Annotated in this window: 21 protein-coding genes; 11 read left to right on the forward strand and 10 right to left on the reverse strand. The window is 50.8% G+C overall.

Features of this window, described 5'->3' with window-relative positions; all coding sequences use genetic code 11:
• Positions 1 to 120: 120 nt before the first annotated feature.
• From ACN4EG_RS17530 to ACN4EG_RS17545, 4 genes are all read right to left on the reverse strand, one after another.
• Positions 121 to 2001, reverse strand: a complete 1881-nt coding sequence (locus ACN4EG_RS17530; RefSeq protein ID WP_431631357.1) for a CHASE2 domain-containing protein — start codon at positions 1999 to 2001, stop codon at positions 121 to 123.
• The gene (locus tag ACN4EG_RS17535; RefSeq protein WP_431631358.1) at positions 1998 to 2777 is read right to left on the reverse strand and encodes a DUF928 domain-containing protein; all 780 of its coding nucleotides are present in this window, start codon (positions 2775 to 2777) and stop codon (positions 1998 to 2000) included. The genes ACN4EG_RS17530 and ACN4EG_RS17535 overlap by 4 nt, the downstream gene beginning before the upstream one ends.
• 215 nt (positions 2778 to 2992) lie before the next feature.
• Positions 2993 to 5347: a CHAT domain-containing protein gene (locus ACN4EG_RS17540; protein WP_431631359.1), complete on the reverse strand. Its 2355-nt coding sequence runs from the start codon at positions 5345 to 5347 to the stop codon at positions 2993 to 2995.
• Positions 5348 to 5465: 118 nt separating this feature from the next.
• On the reverse strand, positions 5466 to 7904 hold the full coding sequence (locus ACN4EG_RS17545) for a two-partner secretion domain-containing protein (protein WP_431631360.1): 2439 nt from the start codon (positions 7902 to 7904) through the stop codon (positions 5466 to 5468).
• A 392-nt stretch (positions 7905 to 8296) separates the two neighbouring features.
• Between ACN4EG_RS17545 and ACN4EG_RS17550 the strand changes: the two genes are divergently transcribed.
• Positions 8297 to 9067 (forward strand): DUF3592 domain-containing protein, encoded by a 771-nt coding sequence (locus tag ACN4EG_RS17550; protein WP_431631362.1) that lies wholly within the window; start codon positions 8297 to 8299, stop codon positions 9065 to 9067.
• A 54-nt stretch (positions 9068 to 9121) separates the two neighbouring features.
• Here ACN4EG_RS17550 and ACN4EG_RS17555 read toward each other — a convergent pair whose 3' ends face one another.
• Together ACN4EG_RS17555 and ACN4EG_RS17560 are read right to left on the reverse strand one after the other, a co-directional pair.
• Positions 9122 to 10870 (reverse strand): solute carrier family 26 protein, encoded by a 1749-nt coding sequence (locus ACN4EG_RS17555; protein WP_431631363.1) that lies wholly within the window; start codon positions 10868 to 10870, stop codon positions 9122 to 9124.
• Between the two features lie 329 nt (positions 10871 to 11199).
• On the reverse strand, positions 11200 to 12513 hold the full coding sequence (locus tag ACN4EG_RS17560; protein ID WP_431631364.1) for a hypothetical protein: 1314 nt from the start codon (positions 12511 to 12513) through the stop codon (positions 11200 to 11202).
• 380 nt (positions 12514 to 12893) lie between these two features.
• On the opposite strand from ACN4EG_RS17560, the gene pflA reads away from it, so the two are divergent.
• The 5 genes from pflA to ACN4EG_RS17585 all read left to right on the forward strand — a co-directional run bounded on the left by pflA (position 12894) and on the right by ACN4EG_RS17585 (position 17141).
• Positions 12894 to 13658, forward strand: coding sequence for a pyruvate formate-lyase-activating protein (gene pflA / locus ACN4EG_RS17565; protein ID WP_431631366.1), 765 nt, complete (start codon positions 12894 to 12896; stop codon positions 13656 to 13658).
• Positions 13659 to 13966: 308 nt separating this feature from the next.
• Entirely contained in the window at positions 13967 to 14395 is a 429-nt protein-coding gene (locus tag ACN4EG_RS17570; protein WP_431631367.1) for an OsmC family protein, read from the forward strand.
• Between the two features lie 222 nt (positions 14396 to 14617).
• On the forward strand, positions 14618 to 15799 hold the full coding sequence (locus ACN4EG_RS17575; RefSeq protein WP_431631368.1) for a 4Fe-4S dicluster domain-containing protein: 1182 nt from the start codon (positions 14618 to 14620) through the stop codon (positions 15797 to 15799).
• Positions 15796 to 16278 (forward strand): cyclic nucleotide-binding domain-containing protein, encoded by a 483-nt coding sequence (locus tag ACN4EG_RS17580; RefSeq protein ID WP_431631369.1) that lies wholly within the window; start codon positions 15796 to 15798, stop codon positions 16276 to 16278. Before ACN4EG_RS17575 ends, ACN4EG_RS17580 begins: the two co-directional genes overlap by 4 nt.
• Positions 16272 to 17141 carry an FAD/NAD(P)-binding protein gene (locus ACN4EG_RS17585; protein ID WP_431631370.1) on the forward strand — a complete coding sequence of 290 codons (870 nt, stop codon included), beginning with the start codon at positions 16272 to 16274 and terminating at the stop codon, positions 17139 to 17141. Before ACN4EG_RS17580 ends, ACN4EG_RS17585 begins: the two co-directional genes overlap by 7 nt.
• Before the next feature lie 229 nt (positions 17142 to 17370).
• Here the strand turns inward: ACN4EG_RS17585 and ACN4EG_RS17590 are convergent, their stop codons facing one another.
• From ACN4EG_RS17590 to ACN4EG_RS17605, 4 genes are all read right to left on the reverse strand, one after another.
• On the reverse strand, positions 17371 to 17838 hold the full coding sequence (locus ACN4EG_RS17590) for a BON domain-containing protein (protein ID WP_431631371.1): 468 nt from the start codon (positions 17836 to 17838) through the stop codon (positions 17371 to 17373).
• Between the two features lie 72 nt (positions 17839 to 17910).
• Positions 17911 to 18483: a signal transduction histidine kinase (STHK), LytS gene (locus ACN4EG_RS17595; protein WP_431631373.1), complete on the reverse strand. Its 573-nt coding sequence runs from the start codon at positions 18481 to 18483 to the stop codon at positions 17911 to 17913.
• 567 nt (positions 18484 to 19050) lie between these two features.
• Entirely contained in the window at positions 19051 to 19617 is a 567-nt protein-coding gene (locus ACN4EG_RS17600) for a Uma2 family endonuclease (RefSeq protein WP_431631375.1), read from the reverse strand.
• Positions 19618 to 19781: 164 nt separating this feature from the next.
• Positions 19782 to 20942: a helix-turn-helix transcriptional regulator gene (locus ACN4EG_RS17605; protein WP_431631376.1), complete on the reverse strand. Its 1161-nt coding sequence runs from the start codon at positions 20940 to 20942 to the stop codon at positions 19782 to 19784.
• A 227-nt stretch (positions 20943 to 21169) separates the two neighbouring features.
• On the opposite strand from ACN4EG_RS17605, the gene ACN4EG_RS17610 reads away from it, so the two are divergent.
• Genes ACN4EG_RS17610 through ACN4EG_RS17630 form a run of 5 tightly spaced genes read left to right on the forward strand, consistent with a single transcriptional unit; the run spans position 21170 to position 26954 of the window.
• On the forward strand, positions 21170 to 22792 hold the full coding sequence (locus tag ACN4EG_RS17610; RefSeq protein WP_431631378.1) for a Cas10/Cmr2 second palm domain-containing protein: 1623 nt from the start codon (positions 21170 to 21172) through the stop codon (positions 22790 to 22792).
• On the forward strand, positions 22771 to 23916 hold the full coding sequence (locus ACN4EG_RS17615) for a type III-B CRISPR module-associated Cmr3 family protein (RefSeq protein WP_431631380.1): 1146 nt from the start codon (positions 22771 to 22773) through the stop codon (positions 23914 to 23916). Before ACN4EG_RS17610 ends, ACN4EG_RS17615 begins: the two co-directional genes overlap by 22 nt.
• On the forward strand, positions 23892 to 24857 hold the full coding sequence (locus ACN4EG_RS17620; protein ID WP_431631382.1) for an RAMP superfamily CRISPR-associated protein: 966 nt from the start codon (positions 23892 to 23894) through the stop codon (positions 24855 to 24857). The genes ACN4EG_RS17615 and ACN4EG_RS17620 overlap by 25 nt, the downstream gene beginning before the upstream one ends.
• The gene (locus tag ACN4EG_RS17625) at positions 24857 to 25288 is read left to right on the forward strand and encodes a hypothetical protein (protein WP_431631384.1); all 432 of its coding nucleotides are present in this window, start codon (positions 24857 to 24859) and stop codon (positions 25286 to 25288) included. Before ACN4EG_RS17620 ends, ACN4EG_RS17625 begins: the two co-directional genes overlap by 1 nt.
• On the forward strand, positions 25272 to 26954 hold the full coding sequence (locus ACN4EG_RS17630; RefSeq protein WP_431631386.1) for a hypothetical protein: 1683 nt from the start codon (positions 25272 to 25274) through the stop codon (positions 26952 to 26954). Before ACN4EG_RS17625 ends, ACN4EG_RS17630 begins: the two co-directional genes overlap by 17 nt.

The following is a 26954-nucleotide window of genomic DNA, read 5'->3' on the forward strand; positions in this document are numbered from 1 at the left end:
CATCAAACTATCGGGAGCGCAGTGGAACCAAGACAATGTCCCTCAGGTGCTTAAACACCGCTCTGCATATCTCAATGGGCAATTCTCATCGTGAGTCTTACAAAACTGGGATGCACCCACTTAAAGCACCTGCGGGGTGGGACTGCTGAGATCCAGCGGAGCCGCGATCGCCCGATTCCGGCCTGCCATCTTGGCTTGGTACAAGTTATGATCGGCCTGTTCTAGCAATTGCGCTGGCAATGTCTCCAGCATTGGCACTGTAGAGGCAATTCCCATACTCAGCGTGACATGGGTACTCACCTGCGATCGACCATGGGCAATTTGCAAGGATTGAATATTCGCCTGAATCTCCTGGGCAATCTGCACTGCACCCGCGATCGGGGTATTGGGCAAAATCACCGCAAACTCCTCGCCACCATAGCGCGCAGCTAGATCCGTGGGGCGTTTCAGCGCCGTCTTCACCCCCTTCGCTACCTTGGCCAAACATTCATCCCCCGCCGGATGCCCATAGGTATCGTTGTAAAGCTTAAAGAAATCAATATCCATTAAAATCAACGACAGCGGCGCTTGCTCCCGCAGCATTCGTTGCCATTCCTGCTCGAGATATTCATTAAAGCAGCGACGATTGGCCACCTGGGTTAATTCATCCATCCGAGCAAGGCGTTCCAAGGTTTGATTCACCTTATCTGCTAACTGTTTTGCCTGTTCCAATGCCATTGTCTTTTGCAAAAGCGCTTGGGTTCGCTCTTCCACTTGCTGTTCCAAGTGCTGCGCTAAACTTTCGTGGGTTTGTTGTAACGTTTGACAAATCCGATAACTGCGGCTCAGGAGCCCCGCCCCCAGCAAGGCCAGCAGCGGCGACAAAGCCACCAGCCACCAGCCCAATAGAAACAGGCCATAGCTAGTGCCCAATATTCCTCCGATCGCCCCGGGTATACCAATGATGAGCCAACGGGGCGATCGGAGCGACCAACCCAGCACCACACCGAACCCAGCCGCAGCACTAATCCAGAACCATTGCCAAACCTCTGGGACACCTTGCAGTATCGGACGACGATCCAAAACACTGCTGACGATTTGCGCAGCCAAATTGGCATGGATTTCCACCCCGGCCCAAGTCGTGGAACTATCGGTGGTGTAGGGCGTGTAGAAGCGATCGCCCCACAAGCTATCCGCCGTTGCACCAACCAGAACAATTTTGTCTTGCAAGAACGAGGTCGGCACCGACTGGGTCATCAATTGGGTGTAGGACACCTGGGGAATGCCACCGGGAATCCGCAGATAATTAGCCAGGATTTGGTTGCCACCATTATCGAGATGGACATAGCCCCCGGCATTCGCCTCCAGCCGACAGAAATTAGCCGATCCCACTTGGGTACAGGTTCCTGCGTGGCCGCCCTGAGTCTTGACTCCCCGCTGTTTCAGATACATCAACGCTAGTTTCGTCCCCAGCGCTAAGGTATTTTTGCCATCCTTGTCGATCGCCAGTAAATTCCGCCGCACGACGCCATCGGTATCTAACAGCAAATCATTGACGGCAATTTGACCGCGATCGGCCAACAGTGGCGGCGGCGGAACCACCGGGCCAGACCCATTGCCCACCGCCTTCGTAATGCCAATTAAATTCGGCGTTGTGGCAAACACCTGCAACAGTTCATCATGGCCCGGGGCGATCGGCAAATCCCGGTAGAGATCTAAGCCAATGGCCGCCGGTCGATCGCGCTTAATCCGTTGCAGCAATTGCGCCAACGGACGATCGGGCACTGGCCAGCCCCCCGCCTGCTTCAGGTCTGCTTCTCCAAAGGTCACCATCACCACCGGAACCGTGCGTGATTCCACCGGACGGAGCCGAAACCAGTGATTCAGTAGCCCCTGTTCTAATCCCTGCAACGTTCCCAAGCGATGGGCCACGATCGTAGCGCAGGTCACGCCCAAGGCCATCAGACTCAAACGAACCCTGGGTTTGTGGAAAATTGTGGTGAGTCTGGTAAGTCGATTCATCGGGGGCGATCGGCAGTGGAGGACGCAGGAGAGTGGGGTAATAGATCGGCGATCGTCGTCCAAGCATCCGTTTGCAACCGACGGGTTTCGGGTTCCGACAAGCTGAGGTAACCGGACTGCGCCTGTCGCAGCGTCAGATAGGTATTGAGCGCTTCATACCAAAAGCCGGACTGGGCATACAACGTCACCTGCTGCACCGGAGTTGCCTGGGACAGCCGACGCTGGAAATCGACCTGCGGGGGTTGATAGCCAATCCAGCCATCCACCACCCAATCCTCCGTCCGTCGTACCGGATTGCAGACCAACGCCGCTGTCCAATAGTAGGGCTTACCTGTTTCCAACTGCACCTGCGGCGGCAGCGTCACCTTCAGTAGCCCCGGTTGCTCAATGGGGAGATTGACCTGGTAAATGCCTTTTTGATCCTGAAATAGGCTAAATTCCAAGGTTTTTGCACTCGTAGGCGGAATTTGCACCCAAATGGTTGGATTCACCTGAGCCGTCCGTCCGATCGATTGGGTCGGAGCCAGCGCCAACAGGGTTTCCTTGCGGCTAGCGTCGATCGCGCAGGTGGTTTCATTGGGAGGCCGAGAACCGCCCCCCGCTGTACTTTTTGGGGTGCCCTGTCCCGGCGGCGAGCCAAATTCCGCCTGGGCGATCGAGGGGAATCCTCCACCCCAGATCAGCACGAGCGCCAAGCTACTCAGCCCCAGCTTTTTCAGGGGGTAGCACCGCAGCACCCAATTAGAACATTGAGTCGAACCATTCAGCATCTTCATAGGACGTTTCCCTGGAGCAACCGCCGACCCGGCAGGATAGTATCCGGTATGTGTTGGATTCAGTCAACAAAAATTCTTAAACAAAATTTTGCTAGATAAAGATTCTGCCCAGATCAGAATTTCAGCATTTTCCTGGAGATCTAAACTGCCCCCCAGGCGACATTCCCCTAAAAATTCCATGCATACCCTAGGAGTTGACCCGATCGAATCCGTATTTATAACCAGTTTCCAACTAAGATGAAGGGTGCCCAATAAAAGGGATGGTTAAACGCAGCAGAGTGAATCAGAGCCAGTTGCGCGTCCCGAACAGCCTGTGCCTTGTTGGTCTGGGGCTGCACCAGGGATTGGTAAAATTTTGTTACGAATTCTGCGGTCGATCGGTCATTCACCTGCCACAGCGTAGCCAAGGTACTGCGGGCCCCCGATCGTACCGCCACCCCCGCCATGCCCAGCGCGGCGCGGTCGTCCCCTAACGCCGTTTGGCAAGCACTCAGCACCAGCAATTCGATCGCATTGCCCACCTGTAGCGATCGGGGATTGAGTAATGTCTTCAGCCCATCGATCGTCAATCGCCCATCCCAGGTTTGAATATAAGTCTCCTGGCTGTTCGAGCTAAATTGTCCGTGGGTCGCCAAATGGATCACATTAAACGGTAACGCCTGTACCTCCGTTTTGAGTGCCGTAGTCGTAAACGCTTGATTGAGTAGCACCTGCGCCGTAATTTGCTGGCGAATTTGGCTAACCTCTTCCTGTACCCCCGGCAGCGGCGACGCCCCATCTTTTCCATCGCTGAGTCCTCCTACCAACGCCTGCACCGACTGCAATTTTCGGGGACTGAGCAACTGCAACCCAGGAGCCACGGCTATTTGGTACTGCTCCACAAGGTATTGCGTTCCCGTATATAGCGCAGCCATAGGCACATTGCGCAGGGAGCCATCCAATACAAAAACCAGGGTTTTAATCTGACGTTGCGCCAGATCCGCCGCCGCCGGAGCCACGATCCAGTCATAAAGTGTCTGCGCCGCCATTAACCGTTCCTTCTCAAAGGACGTGCGGCGGAGGGATGCCTGCATGGCCGCAATCCCTGCCTCGATATCCTTTTGCGGTAGCTGGGTCGTGTAGTGGCGCAGGGGTTGTCCCGGCAAGGTCAAAATTACTTCCAGCCGATTGGGTAAAAGAATGGGATAAATCACTGCGGCTTGGGGATCGATCGCATCGATCGCCGTGGGTTCCCCATCTAAACAAGGCTCACGAAAAAAGTTATGTAACTCCGCCAGTTGCAGGGATTCAATCACTTCCCGAGCTTGCTGTAAATGCGCTTGGCTGACTTCTGTTACCTGAGCAGAATCCAGTGACTGAGCAGGATTGGAAGATGCAGCAGAGGCAGGTACTTGTAGCAGTAAATCGACTAATTCTCGGTAGACGGGCTCCACCTTTTCCCGAAAGGAAAATTGGGCATTGGAATCGATCACCACCAAGTCGTAGCGCAGATCTTGCAAGGTTTTCACCGCCGACTGATAGGCCGCGATCGCCCCTTCCTGTTGCTGGGTTTGCCGCAAAATTCGTCCCTTTTGCCATTGCCATTGATAGAGAATTTCGGGCATGTTGACCACCCGAGCCAAATTCAAGGCCCTTTCCGTCAGTTCCAACGCCTCCGGCCAACGGTGCTGCTGCTCGTACAGGGCGGCCAACTGCCCGATCGCGTAGGATTCCGCCCGTTGATCGCCGATGTGTTGGGCCTGTTGTGCCACTTTTGCTAACTGTTGTGCCGCCTGCTGGACTTCGGTGGGTGGCAGCAACATCGCCAGTTCGATCGTACTGTATAGGCGGATTTGATTGGGAAGCTGGGCAATCAGTAGGTCATCCACCTGAGCTTTCACTTGAGCCATTAAGGCCGCTGTGGGCTGGTGCAATTGCTGTAAGAGTTTCAGTTGCCGTAGTTGGGCTGGGAGTTGCAGTGGCCCCGCGATCGCCGCCGCCCGTTCAAACGTCGTCAATGCTTGCTGGAACTGCTGCTGTGCCCAATGCAGATTACCTAAATGGAAGTAAGCCGCTTGGATATCTGGGAGCGATCGCAGTTGTTGCGCAATTTTTAGGCTATCTTCCAACGCGGATTGCGCTTGGGGATAGTCTCCTAAAACGCGCAACAGAGATCCTAAAGTAAGTAAACTATTAGCTTTGAGGACAGAATCAGGTTGATCCCGTTGCACAACCACAAGCTTTTCCAGTCGTACCTTCGCTTGGCGATAGGAACCCAACGCTTGCAATGCCTTGGCTTGATTCAATTGAGTCCCGATCGTACCCGGTTGATAGGCTACCTGCCGATACAAAGTCTCTGCCTGTATCCAGCGATCGAGCGCCGTTTGAGGATCACCCCGTTCCAAAGCTTGCTGGCCTTGCAGATTCAGGGTATGGGCGGGTTGGAGACTAGCCGGAGAAGCCTGCCCGGAAGCTTGCGCAAATGTTGGCCTAATCGGAGAAGCCAACACTAGACATAAGCCCAAGCAGCCACAGAAACCATAGAATAACCAACGCTGGGATTCCAATTTCAACCGCGATCGTAAACTCAATTTTCTGCTAGGTTTTCGCCATAGATTGAACAAAAATTGCAATTTTAAAAGCCAGCATAGAAGCCACCATAAGTTAATACAGTTGAGTTTTTTAAGTAAGGTTTTTTGAAACATGCAATTAATGTAGGGGGGAACGAGTGAGTGAAGAAGTCTGATCGGAATTAAGATGGGAATGGCAATTCTCGATCGCGGGTAATGACCGGGCAACGAAGCCTGTTTGCTGTGTAGCCTGGGAATCTTCAATCCTCCCACGATCGCTCACTAGGTCAATCGTTCCGTCTGCTCGATGAACCCAGCCTGTCATTTCGACAATTTCCGATCGTGCGATCGCGGGTGATGCCGTCGATGTCAGAGATTGATCGGCCATAGTCGAATCAGTCCAGACCAACGTTTGATTGAGGGACTCCGTTCGATCGGGCGAAAGCCCCCCCCGACCCAGAATGACAAACCGATTTTGCAACTGTTGAGCTGAACAGGTTTGGGCAATTTGGTTTGTAGAATCCGCTATCTCACTGGGTAACGCCACCAAGCCTCGACTCGGATCAACCGTTAACGTTGTAATAAACACCGTTCCACTGTTGCCAAACCGAGAGTTAGCAGTGATGTCACTCAAAGGCGTCACCTGCGGTTGAAACTGCAATCCAAAGACTCCCTGAGCCGTGATTTGGATCTGTCCACCATTCCCGGTAAAAGCATTGGCAATAATGTCACTATTCTCTGGCAAAGGCCCCACCACAAAACCACTACGAATCTGGATGTTCCCCCCATCACCTCCCGCTTGGGCCGTCCCCGCACTCGCCGAGATCAAGCTATTGCGACGGAGTAATAAGAAATCCTGGGCGTTGATTGTAATATTGCCACCTTGGGTACTGGCTGTTTCTGCAAAAATGGTTGCCTGATTTGTTAACGTTAAACGATTTGCTACCAGTTGAATTTCGCCACCCTGGCCCAAGCCTTGACTATCGACGGTAATTCGCGCCCGGTTTTCCATCAGCAATTCGCCAGTGTTCACAAAAATGCTGCCCCCTTGACCTGTTGCCTGTTGCTTAGCTGTGAAGCCTGTATTGGCAAAGATGCCACTAGGGGCGTCGGAAATTATCATACGATCGCGGGCATTCACCATAATACTTCCCGCATCCCCCGTACTTTCTGTTGTAGCTGAGATCTGCCCCCGATTAGTGAGTGCTACTGTAGCCGCTGTGACGTTAATATTACCGCCTTTGCCATTCGTAAAAGTGGTTGCACTGAGGATTCCACTCTCCGTAACGGTTAGCGAATTTGCCTGAAGATTAATACTACCACCAGCCCCGAATGATCGAGGCTGCGGCCCCCCAATCAAATCCCGTGTGCCACTCCCCGACGAAATCCGACCATCCCGTAGCATCACTGTTTCGGCTTGGATATCAATGTCGCCCGCATTGCCTTGGCCCGAAGTATTCGATCGAATTTGGCCCCGCTGTGTCAGCACCAACGATCCCGCTGTCAACTGAATGGTTCCCGCCTGACCACTGGCATGAGCCCCTACCCCCGTCGCGATCTCGCCCGAATCTATCTGAATCAAACCCTTGACTTGGGCCATAATATGACCTGCATTTCTGGAACCCGTGGTACCTGTGTTGATTTGCCCTTGATTAACCACAGATAAGCCATTAGCAAAAATGTTAATATTTCCACCCTGGTTACTAATCAAATCTATGTTGTTTATATTGGCATTGGCATTTGTATTGCTATTAACGTTAGTAGTAGCCGCTTGGGGACTCAAATTAGAAGGCGCACTCGTAAAAATTCCGCTACCTATCCCACTAATTATGATCTGATCAATTGGTCGATCGGGTTTTCCCAAAGTAATTAGGCTGTCTTGCCCAGTCACTGTGTTTAGCGTGCGTAGTTTACCACTCCCAGAAATATTCAATACGTCACTTTGGACAGAGAGGTTACCACCGGCCTGGGCTAGGGCTGGCTGGTCAGGGTCAGGAGGCGTGGTGGCTCCAACTTGCAGCCTATTGGCCAATAACGTGAGATCTCGGCCAGCCTTCAACTGCCCCTGAATCTCCAAACGATCGGCCATAAGGGTCAAATCCTGTTCTGTCTCCAATAATCCTTGCTGGGAAATCGTCCCTCGCAGTGATTGGTTGCCCAGTTGTAGTCCTAGGGGAACTGCGATCGTTAAGACGTTGGGAACCGTAGGTTGCGTGGCACTAAATTGACTACCATCGGAAAAGGCAATGGCAGAAGTGGTCGAAGCGTTGAATGCACCGGCAATATTGAGGCGAGCCTGCATCCCAAAATGGATACCGTTCGGATTAATGAAGAAAAGATTGGCATTGCCTTCCACTTGTAGCAGACCATTGATTTGCGAAGGCTGAGTTCCGGTGACGCGCGTCAAAATATTGCGGACACCGGGATTACGAAAGATCACCGATCGTCCCACGTTGATATTGAAACTTGAGAAACTATGAAACAAGTGATTCCCAATTTGCAATCCGCCCTGCACTGTATCGATCGTGCCGCTTGTGGTGAGCATTGAAGCTTGACTGCCCAAAGTTCCATCTGGCACGATTTGCGCAATGCAGAGCTGTGGCCTGGTTTGGATCAGCAGCAGCAGACCGCCCCCTAGCCAGCCCCACACCCTCCTTTGAAATAGTCGATTGATATCCATACGCCCCCTGGGAAAACTCTTTGGATGAGCCAATCAGTCACGCACAATCACTCCAAATTTCTGCCTTAGGATTGTCACACAAGAGCACCCCTACCAGCATGCCCCAATCCAAATTGCTGGCAACACCATTGGGCACCAAAGTGCAGAACATTGGCAGACAGCCCCATCACCCAGGAACGTTAGATAAAAAATGTAAAATTGTGGCCCTGCATAGGCTGCGATCGTGTGAGATAGATTGCAGAATACAGATCATCCCCTGTCGCCGATCCCCCTCACTCCATCCACCTTGTATGAGCCAAGAGTCCCAGCGCAACTCCAAGATTTCCATCAACTGGAAGGACGACGAGATCACCTCGATCGAAGTGAATGGCGTCCAGTACAACCATCCCGATGAAATTCCCAATCCCCACGATCGCCAAAAAGTGCTGAAGTTGATGGCACGGGTCACGAATCCAGAAACGCTGGACCCCGACTTCGACGCCGATTTCGACTTGGATGCCGAGTTTGACTTTAACGATCACGTAAGCACTGCCCCCTCAGATTCCCTTTGGCCCAAGCTGCAACAGACTCCATTTCCCCAGCCCAGCCCACCCGAGAAATGGCCCGTCGAACGCATCATTTTTTGGGTGTTTTTCCCGATCGGCGTCAGCTTTTTGACGATCGCAGCCATCGCCACCTACACCATCCAACAGGGTATTGCCAAAGAACAACAGACCTCTGGCCAAGTCGTGGATCTCGTGCCCCGGACAGTCTTCGATCGGGAGCGACGCTCCACCAGCTACACCCTGTACGCGCCCGTTGTCGAGTTCCAGTCCGCCGATCGCAAGCCTCATCGCATCGAACTCAGCGAAGCCAGTCGTCCCCCCGCCTACGAAAAAGGCGAACAAGTTACAATTCTTTATGATCCCGCCCATCCCAGCCAAGCCCGCATTGACTCCTGGGGCAATACCCTTTTACTCTGGCTACTTCCAGGCATTTTTGGCTTTTTAGGAACTGTATTCTTTGTGATTTCCCTGGTGATTCGTCAAGCATTTAATCAACCCAAAAATTCAGCATCCTAATGTATGCTTCCACATTTTTTCAATCCATTAGCTGACAGATGACCAGTCCATGAATTAACTGTTTTGCTTTTGATGACAGTAGAATTGCTCTATCGCAGTATGCATCGTTGGAAAAATATAGTCGGCTCCAATTAACGCCAGCAAGCCCGATCGCCGTAACTGGCCATAGAGATCCTGCTTCACCCGTGCCATGGCAAAGCGGATATTTTTGCCTTGCAATTCCCCATGCAATTCTGTCAGCGCATCCACTGCGGTAATATCGACTTCAGCGATCGCTTCAGTATTGAGAATAAACCACTGAACCGGGGTTTGCTCTAGCTCCACAGCAGTGAGGGCACGACGCTTAAAATTTTCCACATTGGCAAAACACAACGGCGCATCATAGCGGTAGATCACCAGTCCGGGAATCGTCTTCGCCCCCTCCCAATCATCAATATCATGGAGTCCAGCCAATCCTTCCACCTGACCCAAAATCGCATCATGGGGACGCGCAATACGCGCAAATAAATCGATCACAGAGAGAGCTACCGCAACCCCGACCCCCACCAGAAGATCCGTCAACAGAACCCCCATCATCGTAATCAGAGCTAAAACTAACTCCGTGCGCCGAAAGTGGGCCAGCCGACGGAACTCAGGCAGATCGATCAAGCGTAATGCCGCAAAAATCACGATCGCCCCCAGGGCAGCCTTGGGAAAGAGCGCCAGAATAGGTCGGAAAAATAATAAAACCGCAACCAAAACACTAAAAGCAACCAGGGCAAAAACCTGCGATCGACTGCCCAGCGTATCGCCAATTAACGTCCGACTGCCGCTGCTGCTAATGGGAAATCCTTGGAAAAACGCATTGCCTAAATTCGCCATGCCCAACGCTAATAATTCTTGATTCGCATCAATTTTGTAATGGTTGCGGGTGGCAAAGGCCCGCCCCGTCAGCACCGTATCAGAATAACCGACGATCGCAATGCCCACCGCCGAGGCCAACAACGTCACCCACTCCTCGGAAGCAATCTGCGGCACCACAAAATGGGGCAAACCCGCCGGAATTTCGCCCACCACCGCCACCCCCTGGCGATCGAGTTGAAAAATCGCCACAATGGCCGTAGCCAGCAGGACGCCCAGCAACGGCACCGGAGCCTGCCGAAAGCGCCGCTGCACCGTGATTAAAAATGCTAAAACCACCGTGGCCACTACCAGAGTGGGAAGATGCACTTGCTGCAAATGGGTCACAAATTCCTGGAGCGTTCCCAGTAGGCTGTCTGCTTCGATCTTAATTCCCGTGACTTTGCCCAGTTGCGACCCGATCATAATCAGCGCCACCCCGGTCATATAGCCCACCAAAATCGGCTTGGAGAGGAGGTTGGCTAAAAAGCCCAAGCGCGCCCCATAGCCCACCAAACACACACCACCCACCAGCAACGCAATTACTGCCGCCAACGCTGGCCCCGTCCCTGGAGCACCCATCGCCAACGGAGCAATGGCTGCCGCCGTCATCACCGCCGTCGTGGACTCTGGCCCGATCGACAGTTGCGGGGAAGAGCCCAGGAGCGCATAGAGCAAGATAGGTGGCAGCATGGCCCACAGCCCCGCCACACTGCCCACCCCCGCCAATTCCCCGTAGGCCATACATTGGGGAATCAAATAGGCTGCCACCGTCACCCCTGCTAGCAAATCCCCCCGCCACCAAGCACCTTGATAGGCCAGCAGACGGTTTAACCCCGGTAATCGCGATCGTGCCGTCTGCCAGCTCCGCTGAAGCGTCTTTCTAACAGGATTCGATTTTGCCCCACGATTTGATTTCGCCACACCCTATCCCAACTCAGCACAGGTTTATCATCCACCCTATCATCCCATCGCCCCCCTGCTCGAACTATTGGGCAATCCAAGCGGCAAACAAGATCCAGCCGCAGGCCAACAGAATAACCACCACATCGAGGTAAACCAAAAACCAAGGAATTGCATAGGTCAGCCAAACACTTGTCATAACGACCTCCTGAGAACGACCTCCTAAGACGGTTCGATCGGGGTTACCGATTCTATTTACAATCTAGGAAAAAGTTTTGAGAAACGTGTGAAGTATAGAGCACAAGACATCCCGAACAATTCTCCAAACAATCCCCCGAGCCATCCCCAGCCTAGCCGGATTCTAAGGTTGCCCAGACATCATCTTCTGACGCCTCTTCATTGGCTGGTACCCGAGATTCCATTGCAGGATTCTTAACATTATAGGCATTGCCAATACGATGTGAATTACTGGATAAATTTGTTTCCAATCCATCCTCTAAATCGTTGCCAAAATTAATCGACTTCATGACCCGCCAGCCAGTTTGTGCCCCCATTTTTCCTGTTTTCACAAACGTCCAACAGCCACGTTGAACAGCGGTTTGACTACCATAACATTTCGGTTTCACACCAATTAAATTCTCCACTTCTTCCGTACTGAGAAGCCAATTTTCCGTAGCCGCCTGCTCCAGAACTTGCATATACCACAGGGGATTAAACGGTTGCAATCGACTGGCGATCGTCGTTTGTAATTGCGCCAAAGACTGCGCGATCGCCGCCACCTGTTGTTCTAGGCTGGAGGCCCTGGGCTGCGCTTCTAGGGGAGATTGTTCTAGTTGGGGCTTTAGCTGGGGTGCTTCCCGTGGCTGGTCAGCGGGGGCTGGAACAGGCGGGGCAAGCGGGACTGAGGCATCCTCCGTCGATCGAGCAGTAGTAGGGGGCATAAAGGGTTGAATCAAGGGCTGGGCTGGGGCGTGACGTCCCTCCCCCTGGATCACCGATGGAATTGGCGTCACAGGCTGTCCCGCAGAAGGGCTAGATTCAGGAAACACCATGGGCTGAGATGATGGAGGGGGACTTTCCCGATCGTTAGAAACTGCGGCTGAATGTGCTGCTGCGGCTGAATGCGCTGCGGCTGAATGTGCTGCGGCTGAATGTGCTGCGGCTGAATGCGTTTCATCCGATCGCCCCGCTGGCGAACGTCCTAACGCATAACTCAGTTCCCTGGCCCACTGTTGCAAAAAGTTCGCCGCATCCTGATTGCCCCGGCCATTGAGTTGCACCGCCACCTGCTGCATCAACTGCACAAACTCTGGTGTCAGCAACTCCGTATGGGCATTCAACAATTCCACCTCGGTCCCTTTAGGACAATCAAGCAGGGATTGAATCAGCTTCAGGGAGGTTTGCAGGCGATCGTCGATCGGGGAATTTTCCGACTCCTGCGCCAAGACATGGGCCAGTTGCGCCTCCCAGTAGCGTAGAAACTTCGCCGTTTGCCCATCCCCTTCCTGCAAGAGTTGGGCCGCCACCTCCTCCATCACCGTTAGTAATTCTGGATTGACCAAGCTTTCATTCCGTTGCAACAACTCCCACTCTTCCCCCCGAGGACAGTTGATCAACGCTTGGACTAAGTTGAGATAGGCAGAGAGATTATGGTGTTGACGCATGATGAAGGCATCCCCTAAATCTGAGCAATGGCATAACCGATAGCTTCACTTTAGAAATGGGATATGAGGAAGTTGTGAGGAGGCGGGGATCAAGGCAAAGGAGCCGCTTGAACCGATCGAGCCTCAGCCGATCGAGCCTCAACCCTCGCATCTAACGATCTCATCTAACGATCTCATCTAAGGAATTTGCCAAGAAATAATATCCTCACCTCACCCACCCACCCGTCTACCCACCTACCCACCCACCTTAGAATTTCATTGATACGCTGTTTCCCAAACGATCGACCCTGCCCCCATTCCTCACAACTTCCTCAAAAGTTTGGTCTATAACTACAATCAGATAAATACAGTCAGATCAGCCAAGTCTGAGGTGCCATCCCATGACTTATACCGCCCCTCGATCGTCCCACCCCACCTGTACAACAGGCTATGTTCACTCCTTTGAAAGCTGTGGCACAGTAGATGGCCCCGGAATTCGCTTTATTGTGTTTACCGCTGGATGTCCCCTCCGCTGCCTCTATTGTTCCAATCCCGATTGCCGTCACTTTGAAAATGGCAAACTACAAACGATCGAGAACATCATGCAGCAGGTACGAAAATACAAAAGCTACATGAAAGCTTCAGGGGGAGGCGTGACCGTCAGTGGGGGCGAACCGTTGATGCAACCAGATTTTGTGCGATCTCTCTTTCAACAATGTCGATCGGAGGGGATTCATACGGCCTTAGATACCTCTGGGTTTTGTGATCTAGAAGTTGCCAAACCCGTTTTAGAATACGCCAACTTAGTATTGTTAGATATTAAATCCTACGATCCCGAAATCTATCATAAAGTTACCAGCGTTGATTTAAAGCCCACATTAGCCCTTGCAAAATATTTAAGTGATATTGGTAAACCTGTTTGGATTCGTTTTGTCCTCGTTCCAGGGCTAACGGATGCGCCCCACAATGTGGAAGGGTTAGCAGACTTTCTGGCTTCGTTACAGAATATCGATCGGGTAGAAGTGCTTCCCTTCCATAAGCTGGGGGAATACAAGTGGGCCGAATTGGGCTACGACTATCAACTGAAAGATACCGAACCACCCACCCCAGAACAGGTAGAAGCGACGATCACGATTTTTAAAAGCCGAGGTCTCACAGTATTTTAGTCAACGGTTGAACTGTAATTTACAACTGTACGTTGAACTGTACTTCGCAACTGTAATTTATAACTGTAATTTATAACTGTAATTCATAATGGACTTCATAAAATAAGCTCGAGATTTCTAACAAATGGCAACGATCCTTTTCATAACACTGCTCATTATATTTCTAGTTATTTTTATTAACCGTAACTAATCCTATCCATCAACCATCACTCACTAGATAAAAACCGCATTGAGTCATCCCTGTTTTTACAACCTTTTGTTACGACCTTTTTTACGACAGGAGTCCTAGCATCTTCGAGGTACCTGCTATGCAAGTCAAAGTAAACTACACTGGACACACTCAGTTTCAAGTGATCGCAAGAAACCATGTCTCCTGGAGTGATCACCCCTTTCACAGTGGCGGGACAGACATCGGCATGACCCCCAGTGAATGGTTACTCGGCGCGATCGGCACCTGCGCTGGAGCCTATGCCCTGCAATATTGCGACGCCCAAGGCATTGATCCCAAAGGACTGACCATGACGGTCTTCGGCCAAGTGGAAACCCTGCCTCCTCGGATGAATCATATTCGAGTGGAAGTCCACATCCCCCATCCCCTAGAATTCCAGCACATTACAGGCATTAAACAGGTGATTGAATCGAGCTTGATTCACAACACCCTCAGCCATGCGCCCGTCATGACCACGGAAATCATTGCAGAAACCCTGAAGCTTCCGCAGACTGCTGTTAATCACTAAGCTGCAACTAATGCATTAGCTACAAATGCATTAGTGTATTAGTTATAAATGCATCAATTACAAATGCATTAATTACGAACATATTGGTTGCGAATGCATTAGTTACGAACATATTAGTTACGAATGCATTAGTTGCGAACATATTAGTTACAAATGCATTAGTTGCGAACATATTGGTTGCGAATGCATTAGTTACGAACTCGTTTGTAAGGATCGCGCCCGATGACCTCCTGCTCTGCCACCAGCGACTCTTCCATGCCCGATCTCTCGACTGCCGATCTGGCAATTCCCGATCGTCAAGTCATTCACCGTCAGCACCTCCAGCAACTTTTTGATGCATTGATACAAAGAGGCTATGAATTGATGGGGCCAACCCTACGGGATCAGGCGATCGTGTACGACACCATTACCCAGGTTGAAGAATTACCGATCGGCTGGACGGACGAGCAGGAGGCTGGGATCTATCGCCTCAAGCCACGGGACGATGGGGCGCTCTTTGGTTATGCGGTGGGGCCCCAGTCTTGGAAGAAGGTGCTATTTCCCGCCCAGGTGAAGCTCTGGAGTGCCGAACGGCAGGGGCGCGAGGTAACTTTTCAAGTCGAGCCGCCGATCGCCCAAAAACGCGCCTTCATCGGCGTCCGTTCCTGCGAATTACACGCGATCGCCATTCAAGATCGGGTTTTTCTAGAGAGTGGTCATGTCGATCCCCATTACCAAGTCCAGCGCCAGAATTGCTTCATCGTTGCAGTCAACTGTGCCCAAGCAGGCGGCACTTGTTTTTGTGTGTCCATGGACACGGGGCCAGCGGTGCAATCAGGGTTCGATTTAGCGTTAACGGAAATTTTACAACCCGATCGCCATGAGTTTCTCGTGGAAGTGGGCAGTCCACTAGGCGCAGAAATCCTAGGGCAAGTCACCCATCGGATTGCGACCGCCATCGATCAAGACCTCGCTGCGCAAGTCGTCGCCAATACAGTTCAGCAAATGGGTCGATCGATGGATACCACGAATATTAAAGAATTACTCTACCAAAATTTAGAACATGCAGAATGGAACGAAGTGGCATCCCGTTGTTTAACCTGCGCTAATTGCACCATGGTCTGTCCCACCTGCTTTTGCTCCACCGTTGAGGATACGACCGATCTCACAGGCAACCATGCAGAACGCTGGCGACAATGGGATTCCTGCTTCACCATGGATTTTTCCTATATTCACGGTGGGGCTGTGCGGATGAGCGCAAAATCCCGCTATCGCCAATGGATGACCCACAAGCTCGCCAGTTGGATTGACCAATTTGACACCTCCGGCTGCGTGGGGTGTGGCCGTTGCATTACCTGGTGTCCCGTCGGCATTGATATTACCGCAGAAGTTCGTGCCCTTCGCGGAGAGGAGACAACATCATGACCATTTCATCCCTTGCCCCGATTTTGCAGGAGCATGAGTTTTTTGCAGGACTCTCAACGGAGTACGTCCAGCTATTGACAGAATGCGCGTCGAATATTCGATTCAATGCGGGAGATATGCTCTTTCGGCAAGGCGAGCCCGCCGATCGCTTTTATCTGATTCGGCAGGGACGAGTCGCGATCGAAATTAGTGCCCCCGGTCGTCCCACCCTGACGATCAAAACCTTGGGAGACAATGATGTGTTGGGCTGGTCTTGGCTGTTTCCGCCCTACCAATGGCAATTTGATGCCCGTGCGTTGGAACTCACCCGCGCAGTCGCCTTAGATGGTCGCTGCCTGCGGGGCAAATGTGATAACGATCCGGTGTTGGGCTATGAACTGATGAAGCGCTTTTCCCAAATTATGCTGGATAGTCTCAATGCAACGCGATTACAGTTACTTGATTTATACGGATTGCCCGATCGGAAATCAGCATGGTAAAGGAACCTTCAACCTTCAATCCAGTCTCGATCGAAGGTTCGATCGAACCAATGCTCCCCCAGCTATATCGCATTCACCAAACCCGCAAGGAAACCCACGAAACCTTTACGCTAGAACTCACTCCTGAAGATGGGAAACCTCTCCTCTTCACCCCAGGGCAATTTAATATGCTCTATGCCTTTGGGGTGGGGGAATGCGCCATTTCCATCAGTGGCGATCCGGCGGATTCAAGCAAACTCATGCATACGACGCGGGTTGTCGGCACCGTCACCACCGCCCTCAGCAAACTGCGACCAGGGGATGTGATGGGGATTCGTGGCCCCTTTGGTCGGGGGTGGTCGATGGATCTGGCGGAGGGGAATGATGTCGTCTTTGTGGCGGGGGGAATTGGCCTTGCGCCCCTGCGTCCTGCCATTTGTCATGTCCTGAACCATCGGGAAAAGTACGGCAAAGTCGTCTTGCTTCTGGGAACCCGCACACCCCAAGATCTTGTCTTCCGGCGAGATTTGCAAAAGTGGCGATCGCGGTTGGATGTGGAGGTGTTGGTGACGGTCGATCGGGCGGAGGCTGGCTGGCTGGGCAATGTGGGTGTGGTGACGGGCTTAATTCGGCGGGCTCCCTTCGATCGACTCAATACCGTTGCCATGATTTGCGGCCCGGAAATTATGATGCAATTTACAGTCATGGAATTACTGAAGCGAGGCGTTCCAGCGGAAAAAATCTATGTGACGATGGAACGCAATATGAAATGCGCGATCGGCTTCTGTGGCCATTGCCAACTCGGCCCGAATTTTCTGTGTAAGGATGGCCCTGTCTTTCGTTATGACGAAATTAAGTTTTGGTTAGATCAACGGGAATTTTAAGAACGAGAATAGTCACCTAAGGCTTGGAAAGTCAGCCCATGAAAAAGCTTGCTTATTCTTCTAAACAAGCAAGCAGTGCTGACCAAGGCAATTGTGTATTCGACGGGGCAATTACCTAAGGGAACAGCGCATAAATAAAATCCCAATTGGGTAGGGGTAGGAGAGTAAAAGGGTAGGAGGGTCGGGGAATGAAGAGGGGATATTATTTCTTTGCAAATCCCTGAGCAATCTACTGGGCAGGAACCGCAGGAGAAACCTTAGCAGCCACGTTTACTGACTGTACACCCTTAATCTCTTTGGCTAACGGTTCAATTTTGTTCAATTGTTCCTGGGTCTGAACCGTTCCGGAAACAACCACTGCTCCCTGTTTTGCCTTCACCGTCAGTTGGCTCTTGGGAATATTGGCTTCTAATTTGCTGCTGACTTCACTCGCAACATCGCTATCGGCCCGATCGGCATCTCCTCCCGTCCAATTATTGCGTTGTTCCCGTGCTCGAATATCTGAATTGAGTTGATTGCGCCGCACTTCACTAGTCGCATCATTTTGATTCGTTTGAGCGGTTTCCGTTGTGGGGGTCTCTCCAGTTTTTTCGGTTGAATTGGGTGCACTCGCACTGGTTTTAGATACATTGTTTTCACAGGCAACTGTTCCAGCTAACAGAATACTTCCTAGCAATACCATTGCAATTTTTTTCATGGTTCTCCTCCCAAGGAGTTTAGAATTTTTAGATAACTGACTAAGTCTTAGTTTTTAGCAAGTCGCCAGTGATTAGCGAGCTGCAACACTTGACGACGGATAGACTGACCATTCCTGAATCCCACGCCGTTTGAGAATCTCTTCTGCTCGGCGAATTTCGTCGTCTGTACCATCTACGATGACGAGATATTGCCCTCGGTTAACGTAGTCGTTATAGAGCTTGGCCCGTTCTTCAGGAATTCCCAGACCCACTAAGCCACCGACTAGCCCCCCCGTAGCTGCACCGATCGCGCCCCCTGCTAGCGTTGTTGCGATCGCGGTTGCAGCGGCTCCTGCCAGCATGATTGGGCCTACGCCGGGAATCGCCAGGGTCCCTAACCCGACTAACAAGCCCATGAGGCCACCGACTGCGCCCCCTGTGGCTGCACCGGCCTTAGCCCCTTCGTCTACATGGGTAGTTTCCTTTATTTCCTCCAGCCGGGTATCACCTACGAGAGGTCGATCGTCTAGGCGATCGAGGTTCTGAGCAATGACTGAAACGCGATCCATGGCAAAACCAGCACTCCGCAGTTCCGTTAAAGCATTTTCTGTCGCGATCGCGGAGGGGAATACACCGACAGCACGATTGAGATTATCGATGTTCATGATTGTCTCCTAGCTGTGATTTCGTTGTTGTTGTAGCTTATGTAACTATTGTGTTGATCGAGGTGATTGATGTCGCCACTCATAATGGAGTTTATGGGGAATTTACCCTGGGGTGTCTGTCCTCCTAAAGGAGGATCGATTATTTTGCAGCGCAATGGGATCAGGGGAGTAAAAGCTTTATGGGAGTTGGATCTGATACCAAATCAACTGGTAATTGCAACACATAACGATCCCCCTAAATCCCCGCGCTAACGCGCCGCTGTGCTAGAAAAAAGGGAGATTTTGAAAGAATTTGCCTGAATCCCCCCCTTTTTAAGGGGGGCTAGGGGGGATCGGATCTGTAGCATTAATGAATCAATTTGGTATGACCTAAGATATCCAGCTAAATTAAGCGCCTTGTTGGGAAAAGACTTCAGTACCGAGTTAGACCATCTTGGCCCTACCTTCATTGGTAAGTGTACGATCGCATCTCTCATCGCTGAGGCGATCGTGACTAGTGGTAAGGCGGTGAAGATTGACGATCTCTGCTGTGAAAGAAAGCATTCAAAGGTGCGATCGCAAGGTTGGTTAAATAGCCAGCGGCAGCAGAAAACCTGGAAGCACCTGTTCGCCCGATAGCTCGGTGGGTAGGGAGCAGATTTCTACAGGCTGATGGGGGCGGTAAATCTCCACCTGTTGATCCTGAGGATTCACCAACCAGCCCAAGCGCACCCCATTATCAAGATATTCCTGCAATTTGAGTTGTAGCGGTTCTAGGGAATCCGTGGCAGAGCGGAGTTCAATCACAAAGTCAGGGGCGATCGGGGGAAATTTTTGCCGTTGCTCAGGAGTCAGCGTTTCCCATCGATCTTTTTGAATCCAGGCCACATCCGGCGATCGATTGGCACCATTGGGTAATTTGAAGATCGTAGACGAACTGAAGACGTATCCTAATCCAGTTTCCCGGTTCCATGACCAGACAAAACCGTTAAGATTGGCTTCCTGATAACCACTTTCTCCACCAACCGGTGCCATAATAATTAACTCTCCAGTCGCAGTCAGTTCAAATTGCCAGTCTCGATTGCGCTGACACATTTGCCAGAACTGCTCATCCGTCAGGTGTACGCTATCCAAGTTGAGGGTTAGAACGTTCATGGCTTCCCTGGCGAGGATCATCCTGAATCTACTCTACCGTCTCTTCCCAGGATCGTCATGTAAGTTAAATATTTAAGTTAACTCAACTCACTGGAATTCCAGCCACCTGAATCACGCGGCGACCCACGTTATCAGATTAACTTCCCCCCTGTTACCCAGCAGGTCTAATTAATTGGGTAACGTTGGGCCAGTTCGATCGCCATTTGCTGGAATTCTGCAACGAGTTCTGTGGGGGCAAGAACTTGGGCGTTGCTGCCGAAACTGCGGACCCACCGCGAAAATTCAAACCACGATCGACGGGGTAAGGGAATGCAGTAATCGACTTGGATAGGGTTTCCTTGCTTGTCGCGGCGGCGGTTTCTGAGTCTTTGTTTGGGGTGGCGGGAGTCGGCTTCTAGGATGAAGGGAACGACGCTACCCAAGAAGCGGACTTGGATTTCTTCTAGGGGGAGTTGTCCTGCCCGTTCTAACTGTTGTTCTTCGTAGTTGCCGAGGGAGAGGCCCCAGCCGTTGCGTAGGAGTTCGTGGGCGGTTTGGAGGCTGGCCTGTTGGAGCTCCATGCTGCGATCGGTCTGAGGCAGGATGCGCAGGTAGTCGGTGAAGCGATCGACGCGGGAAAGGGCGAGGTGGCCGTTGGAGAGGTTTTCGGAGAGGAGGTACCAGGCGATGTCGGAATAAATCAGTTGCAGGGGGTAGATGGCTTGGTGGCCGATGGCTTTGGGGTGGTAGGGACTGCGTTGGCGATAGAGTTCGATCGCTTGTCCATTGATGATGGCTTGTTCTAATTCTGGTAGTTTGGCGAAGAGTGTGCTTTTATATTGTCCTTTGCGTTGCATTTCGTCGGGGTTGGTGGGGACGATCGCGCGATCGAGTTGGGTGCGGACGGGATAGAGCAGTTGGCCGCCGAGTTCGAGGTTGAGGCCGCGCAGGCGTTTTTCGAGGCGATCGTAGACGGTTTGAATGCGGGGGTCGCCTTGCATGGCGGCTTGGGAGGCGAGGGCATGGAGGGCGAGGCTGAGTTCTTGTTTGGAGAAGGCTCCGGTGCCGAGGTAGTAGCCCCAGCGATACATGCGATCGTCGAGGATGCCGTAGGTGCGGAGGGTGCGGAGGTCTTTGCGGAGGGTGTGGACTGACCAGTCGCTGCTGGGGAAGCCTAGGGTTTGGGCGATGGTTTTGACTTGGTTGGATACGGCGACCATGGCATCGTGGGGGAGGTTGCTATCGGTGAGGGGGTCGGCGCTGCCAATGCCGGGGTGGTGGAGCAGGGTGGTGATGAGGATGAGGAGGCGATCGAAGGCGGCGGGTTGGCTGTAGGGGTGGGGCATGGTAGAGCGAAGGATCAAGTTTTATTTGAGTATGCCCTGGATGTCAAGGGAAAAGAAAATATTTTTTAGATCTAGGCTGAGTCCCCATAAAAGCTTGCTCTATAAAGTTTTGAGCCTATTTGATAAATTTTCTACGAATATTTGATTCTTTTTGGAAACAAATGGGCAGATTGGTTAAAGTGTTCAGTAACCTTAGGGCTGTGCAGTCGGAGTCGAACTGAAAATCCATGACTATCTATACGGCTATTAGCTTTGCTCCAGTACAAGGATTCATTGAAAAATCCCGGAAATTGAGGGATTTACATGGTGCTTCGTTGATTTTGTCTTATTTAAGTTCAAAACTGGTTGAAAAAGCCCAAAATCAAAATTTTGAAGTGATTTCACCCGGTTTGGTGAATGTCAAAGAAGGGATGCCTAATCGTATTCTCATAAAAGGGAGTACAGCACTTAATCGAGATGATGTTAAAAACACATTAATTGCAGAGTGGGGAGCCATTTTAGATCGCTGTCGTATATGGGTAGAACGACGACTTGATACAGAGCAATACCAATGGTCACAACTAGAAGAAGATAAAGGGATTCAGAAAGGTGAATGGGAACGCTGGAAAAGCTATAACTGGGAAGTCTTCTGGGGTTATGGCTCGACTGTCGCAGCAGCCATGGAAGATCTAGAAAATCGTAAGCTCAAACGTGATTGGATCGGGATTAATTGGGTCGGTGAAAGTTCTAGTTTAAGTGGTACAGATGCGATCGCATGGCCTGGGCTAGGTCAAGAATCAAATCGTCCTTGGGAATGGTCACGCCATCAAGATGCTGTGACCAAGTTTTATGAGCAATTAGCAAGCTCCTTAGAAAAATCAGCCGACGGTGTTTTATTAGGTAACTTTCTAGATCCTAGTGAACGTCTCAGCATTCCCGAATTAGTTAAGCGGTTAATCACTCGCTACGAAGACATTGGGCAGCATTTCGGTAAAGATTTTCGATTTGATAGCCTTTCTGAAATGGTGCGGTTACCTCAATCTAATCAACCAGGCCACTGGACAGGCTGGTTTATGGGGGATGGGGATAGCGTAGGAGATCACCTTAAAGAGTTAGCTAAAAATCCGAATGATATCCAGCCTCTCAAAACATTCAGTGATGCTATGCGAAAGTGGGGGCAAGACTTTAAACGTAATTTTTCAAAGGATTTAGATTTAGGTCGAGTTATTTATGCTGGTGGGGATGATTTTTTAGGGGTTATTTATAGCAAGGATCCTAAGGCTGCAATTCCAGAACATGAGGCATTGCAGTGGTTGATGGGAATGAATCAACAATGGCAAGCCCATGGTCAACCAATTACTCTGAGTGTTGGTTTTGTCTGGGCGGGACATAGTGTGCCGCAACGAGATGTATTGCAGCATTGTCGAGAAGCGGAAAAACGCGCCAAAACCTTAGGTAAGAACCGCGTCACAATACGGGTTCTGTTTAACAGTGGCCAGTATGTGCAGTGGACTTGCCCTTGGAATTATTTGGATATTTTGACGAAGTATCGCGATCGTGATGGTATCAACACGCAAGAAGAGATAAGGAAAGGTTCTGAGAAAAGAGCTAACTGGAATCACCTCTACAGCGATTGGGCAACCCTCAAAGCCCGTCATGCGATTCGATTAGGAGAAATGGAGGGGATTGAAACTGATACACAAATTGCTCAATCTCTGTTTGATTTCTACTTTGATGATGCAGCTAAGAACTTTGAGTCTCAGCAGTTATGGATTGAGCTTGCTGGAGATAATACGGCTGAGGCGATCGTCAACTGGATGGATGATTTGATTCAAGTGGGGTGGCAATTATGTCGCAATTCCGATCGTTAATTACAGTTTCGCCATTGGGCCTGATGTACGGCAGCGCTGGCGGATTCCTCTCTCCCGAAAACTTAGTGGGACGGGCAAACACCAAATTTCCACCGGATGCAGCAACTGTTGCAGGGTTGTTGCTCAATGCCAATCGGGAACAGAGATTCATCGATCCACAGCAGTTAAAACGTGACCTCGTGGTAGCAGGGCCATTTTGGGCAAACCAGGATGCCCCAACCGAGTTTTATGTACCGATTCCCTGGCATAAAATCATTGGGAAAGATGACAGTGATGAATGGGAATTGGTAAAAAAGCTACGAGAAACCCAAGAGCCAGCTACCTCCAAGGATCAGTGGTTGTTGAATCAATACCAATGGCAGCGGCATAATCAAAAAGTTGATCCGGCTTATAGTTGGCAGTTGATTGATGACTGGGATGTGCCAACCGATGAGTTGAGAGAGCGAGAACAGGCGATCGCGGAAGTCCCCTGGAAGTACACTCCATTCCTCCACCCCAAAATCAAACCTGATGAACGTCATGTGGTGGATAAGGATGGATTATTTCTAGAGAATGCAGTGCAGCTTCACGAGGATACCTGCTTGGTCTATCTCACTAACATTGCCCATAGTGATTTGGATGCATTTGCAGGATGGTATCGGTTAGGAGGTGAAGGCCATTTAGTAGAGATTGAAAGTTGTGAGCTAACCGCCACACATAAAATCAATCGTCTTCTCAATCAAAAGGTTCACCATGCCTTTGCCCTCATTACACCAGGTGTTTGGGGTTCCAATAAGCTGTCCTATCGCTATCCTCAAGCAGCCAGCTTTCCAAATCGCGATCTGAAGTTACTGACGGATAGGGCAACTCCCTACCGTTACCGCGTGGGCAAATCCCATAAAGAACAGAGTGAGGGCAGCGATCGCTACAATCCCACATCTACAGGCCGTCTGAGCCGAGGCCGCTATGCCGTTCCCGCTGGCAGTGTGTATGTGTTTCGGGAACCGCTAGAGATGTCTTGGTGGGAGTTTCCAGAGGAATGGTTTCCCAAGGAAGGTTTTCCCTTGAAGCATTTGGGTTGTGGTTTGTGTTTACCGATTAGTTTGAAAGGAGTACCGGAATGTACCGCAAAGCTTACGGCGTAATTGAAGCATTAGCCCCTGTGCATGTGGGAGCTACCGCTGGGGAAGAAACAGGTAACCTCAACCTGATTTTTCGGGATCAGTTTACTCAAACTGGGGTCATTCCTGGTAGCTCGATTCGAGGACGATTTCGGGCAGATATGCGAGATAGTCGAGTTCAATGGTTGGAAGAGCAACTGGAAGCAGACAATCCCGACTTCCGATCAGAATATGAGAATGAAAAAGATCAACTTCCAGCTTATCTACACTGGTTAGAGCGGGAAGTGAAACGCTCCAAGCAAGAGCCTTTGGAATACCCAGGTAGTGTTAATGAACAGCATTGGTATGGTAGCGAAGCAGTAGCAGGTCGTCCCGATGGTGGTACCAGTGAAGCATTAGTCAAATTTGAATATGCTTCTTTAGTTTGGTTTCCGGTTTTTTGTCCTGGTCAGCCTGTAGTATGGGTCACTTGCCCAATGCTGCTCAAGCGATTTAAGCGGATTGCAGGCATTACCGCAGATGTCCCAGATCCCTATACGGCGCAGAAGGGCTTGCAGGGACGCCAGATGAAAGATCGGGGGAGAATCCTGTTCTTCAACTTGGGCTTTCTGGAAATTAAAAACGAAGCTGACTTATCTGCTTGGATTCCCACGGGTACTGATTTGGATGCCGACAAGTTGGTTGTTGTCAGTGATAACGATATTAGTATGTTGCATGACATGGCTCTCTATCGTCAGAGTCGGGTGAAGTTGTTGGACGACATGAAAAAAGTCGATACCGACAAAGGAGCATTCTTCAACACCGAGGCGTTACCGGAAGGTTGCATTCTGGTGTTTCCCATCGCCCTGAAACAAACAGGTTGGCAACCATTTGGTAATGAATCAGCTTCGGAGTTGTACTTTGGCGGGTTGGAATCTATTGGCTTTGGTCGGTGTCGTGTATCGTTGGCAGGAGATTATCAGTAATGGCTTGGCAATCCTATGAACTCGATCGGGCTGCTCAGAAGCTAGTGTTAGCAGCACGGGAACGCGATCCAAAATCGTTGAATCAGTCTCACAAAATGAGAATGTCGGTAGCCTATGGCCTAGAACGTTTTTGGGGAGAACATCTACGTTTACAAGGAAAAAAACTTGAGGATCAGAACAAGTCTAAATATTGGAAAGCCACTTGGGATGCCTTTTGCGACGTGATGGAAAACGTGGATATTAAACTGCCCAAGGATGCTGTTGGGGCAGAAGATACGAAAAAAATTCAAGCTATTTCTACTCGACTGTGGGCGTTGCCTGTGGAAGATCAACGGGTGGCGATCGCGGTGCTGACCCAACTCTGTGATTGCATTGTTTGGTGGACTCAACGTTACAAAATTGGGAGATTGGCGGATGAGAGCGATTCCTGATGCGCACCAAAAAGTGCCGATGATGTTTCGGGCACAGGTGAATGGACGATGCCAACTTCAACGTTTGGTTAAGGGTGAAGAACCCGATGCGGTTCGGTGGGCAGATGAATGGACTTCACGGGTGGAAACGGTACCTAGTCCTGCATCAGAAGAAGTGCAAACACGGGACTGCGAAATTGCGTGGCGCTTAATCACGAACTCTGGTTTGGATGATGGCGTGATTCGTCCGGTCATTGGTGCCCAAGGCTTGCCCTACTTTCCGGGAAGTAGCATGAAAGGTCTGTTTCGACGGGCTTGTAGCGATACCCAAGCCGATCGCTATTGCGGTAAACCTCTACCGGGAAATGATTGGCAGCCTGGTATTTTACGTTTCCATGGTGGCTACCCGATCGATCCAAATTGGACTGAGCAGTTAGTCGATATTGTGCATCCACAACAAAGCTGGCAGGTCAAAAGTAGCAATAAGGAAGGGGGTGCATTTGTACAAATTTCCCTCTACAAACCTATCTTGCGTTTTGGCATTTCCAGTAGTTTGCCGCTGGATTCTAGCGAATGGGATGTCATTTGGGAAATTTGGCAACGGGCGTTGGCAACGGGCATCGGGTCACGGGTCGCAGCGGGCTATGGCCAAGTGCGGGATAGTCAGCCAACGGTTCTGCATAAATCTCGTGTAAAAGGCCAAGGTCAAGCCCCCAAGTTGATTACCCAGGCTGGGGAATTCCGTCCCAATATGTTTCGTGCGTCTTTGCGGGGTCATGCGCTCCGAATTTTTGGGGGGTTAACTGATACTGATAACGCAGAAAAGTTGGTGGAAACTCTTTTTGGTGGCATCCAAGGGAGGGAGGGAACGATCGGGCTGCTAGGTTTGAAGTTTGTTGAGTCTAAGTTAACGATTGGTAGCTTTGGTAGCGGTTCCTATGCTAACCCCTGCTATGACGTAGAGGGTGATGTTATCTGGTATTTAGCGCGATCTCTCAAGGATCCCGCCCATGAACCACTGTTGAAAAAGCTAGTGGCCAGTTTGATGCAATTTGCCATGGTGTTTGGTGGGTTTGGCAAATCTTGGCGACGGGCTGATCACCGCAAATTCTTTGAGGAATACTATGACGATGGCTACAAGGCTCTGATTGGTTGCCATTGGCAATGGCTGGATGATCTTACTTTGAGGCGCAATGTCAAAGTCTGGCGTTCATCACAGGTCGCTAGTTTTGTGGAACAGGTGCAAACTAGTGCGCAGGAGTGGATGCGATCGCAGGGAGTGACCCCAAACCCCAACCATTGGGCGCAAAATTGGCGGGAAGCGTGGCATCCAGCGAATGTGCAGGTTTGGGGGCGGGAAGCCGCAGATATGGACAGCAGCGAGGCCATTCGTTGGTTCCATGGGGCTTATCGTAAGGCAGTGCCTGGGGTCTGTGCTGAAGGGTCAATTTACAAGACGGATTTTGTGGGTAAAGTCAGCCAGGTTGGGAGGCTTTGGCATCGGATGTATCCGGTGGTGGAACTCAAGAAAAATCCTGATGATGCTAAGAAGCCAATCGTTAGAAGAACGCCCAAATATTTGGAGATTTTGACCATTTTCCCGGATGGTTCTGACGCATCCAATAAATTCTTGGATTTTCTGGAAAATAAACCGTTTGGTTTTGAGCAATTGTGGGGAGAAGAATAA

This window comes from Alkalinema pantanalense CENA528 (assembly GCF_050753345.1).
Lineage (GTDB): Bacteria > Cyanobacteriota > Cyanobacteriia > Leptolyngbyales > Leptolyngbyaceae > Alkalinema > Alkalinema pantanalense.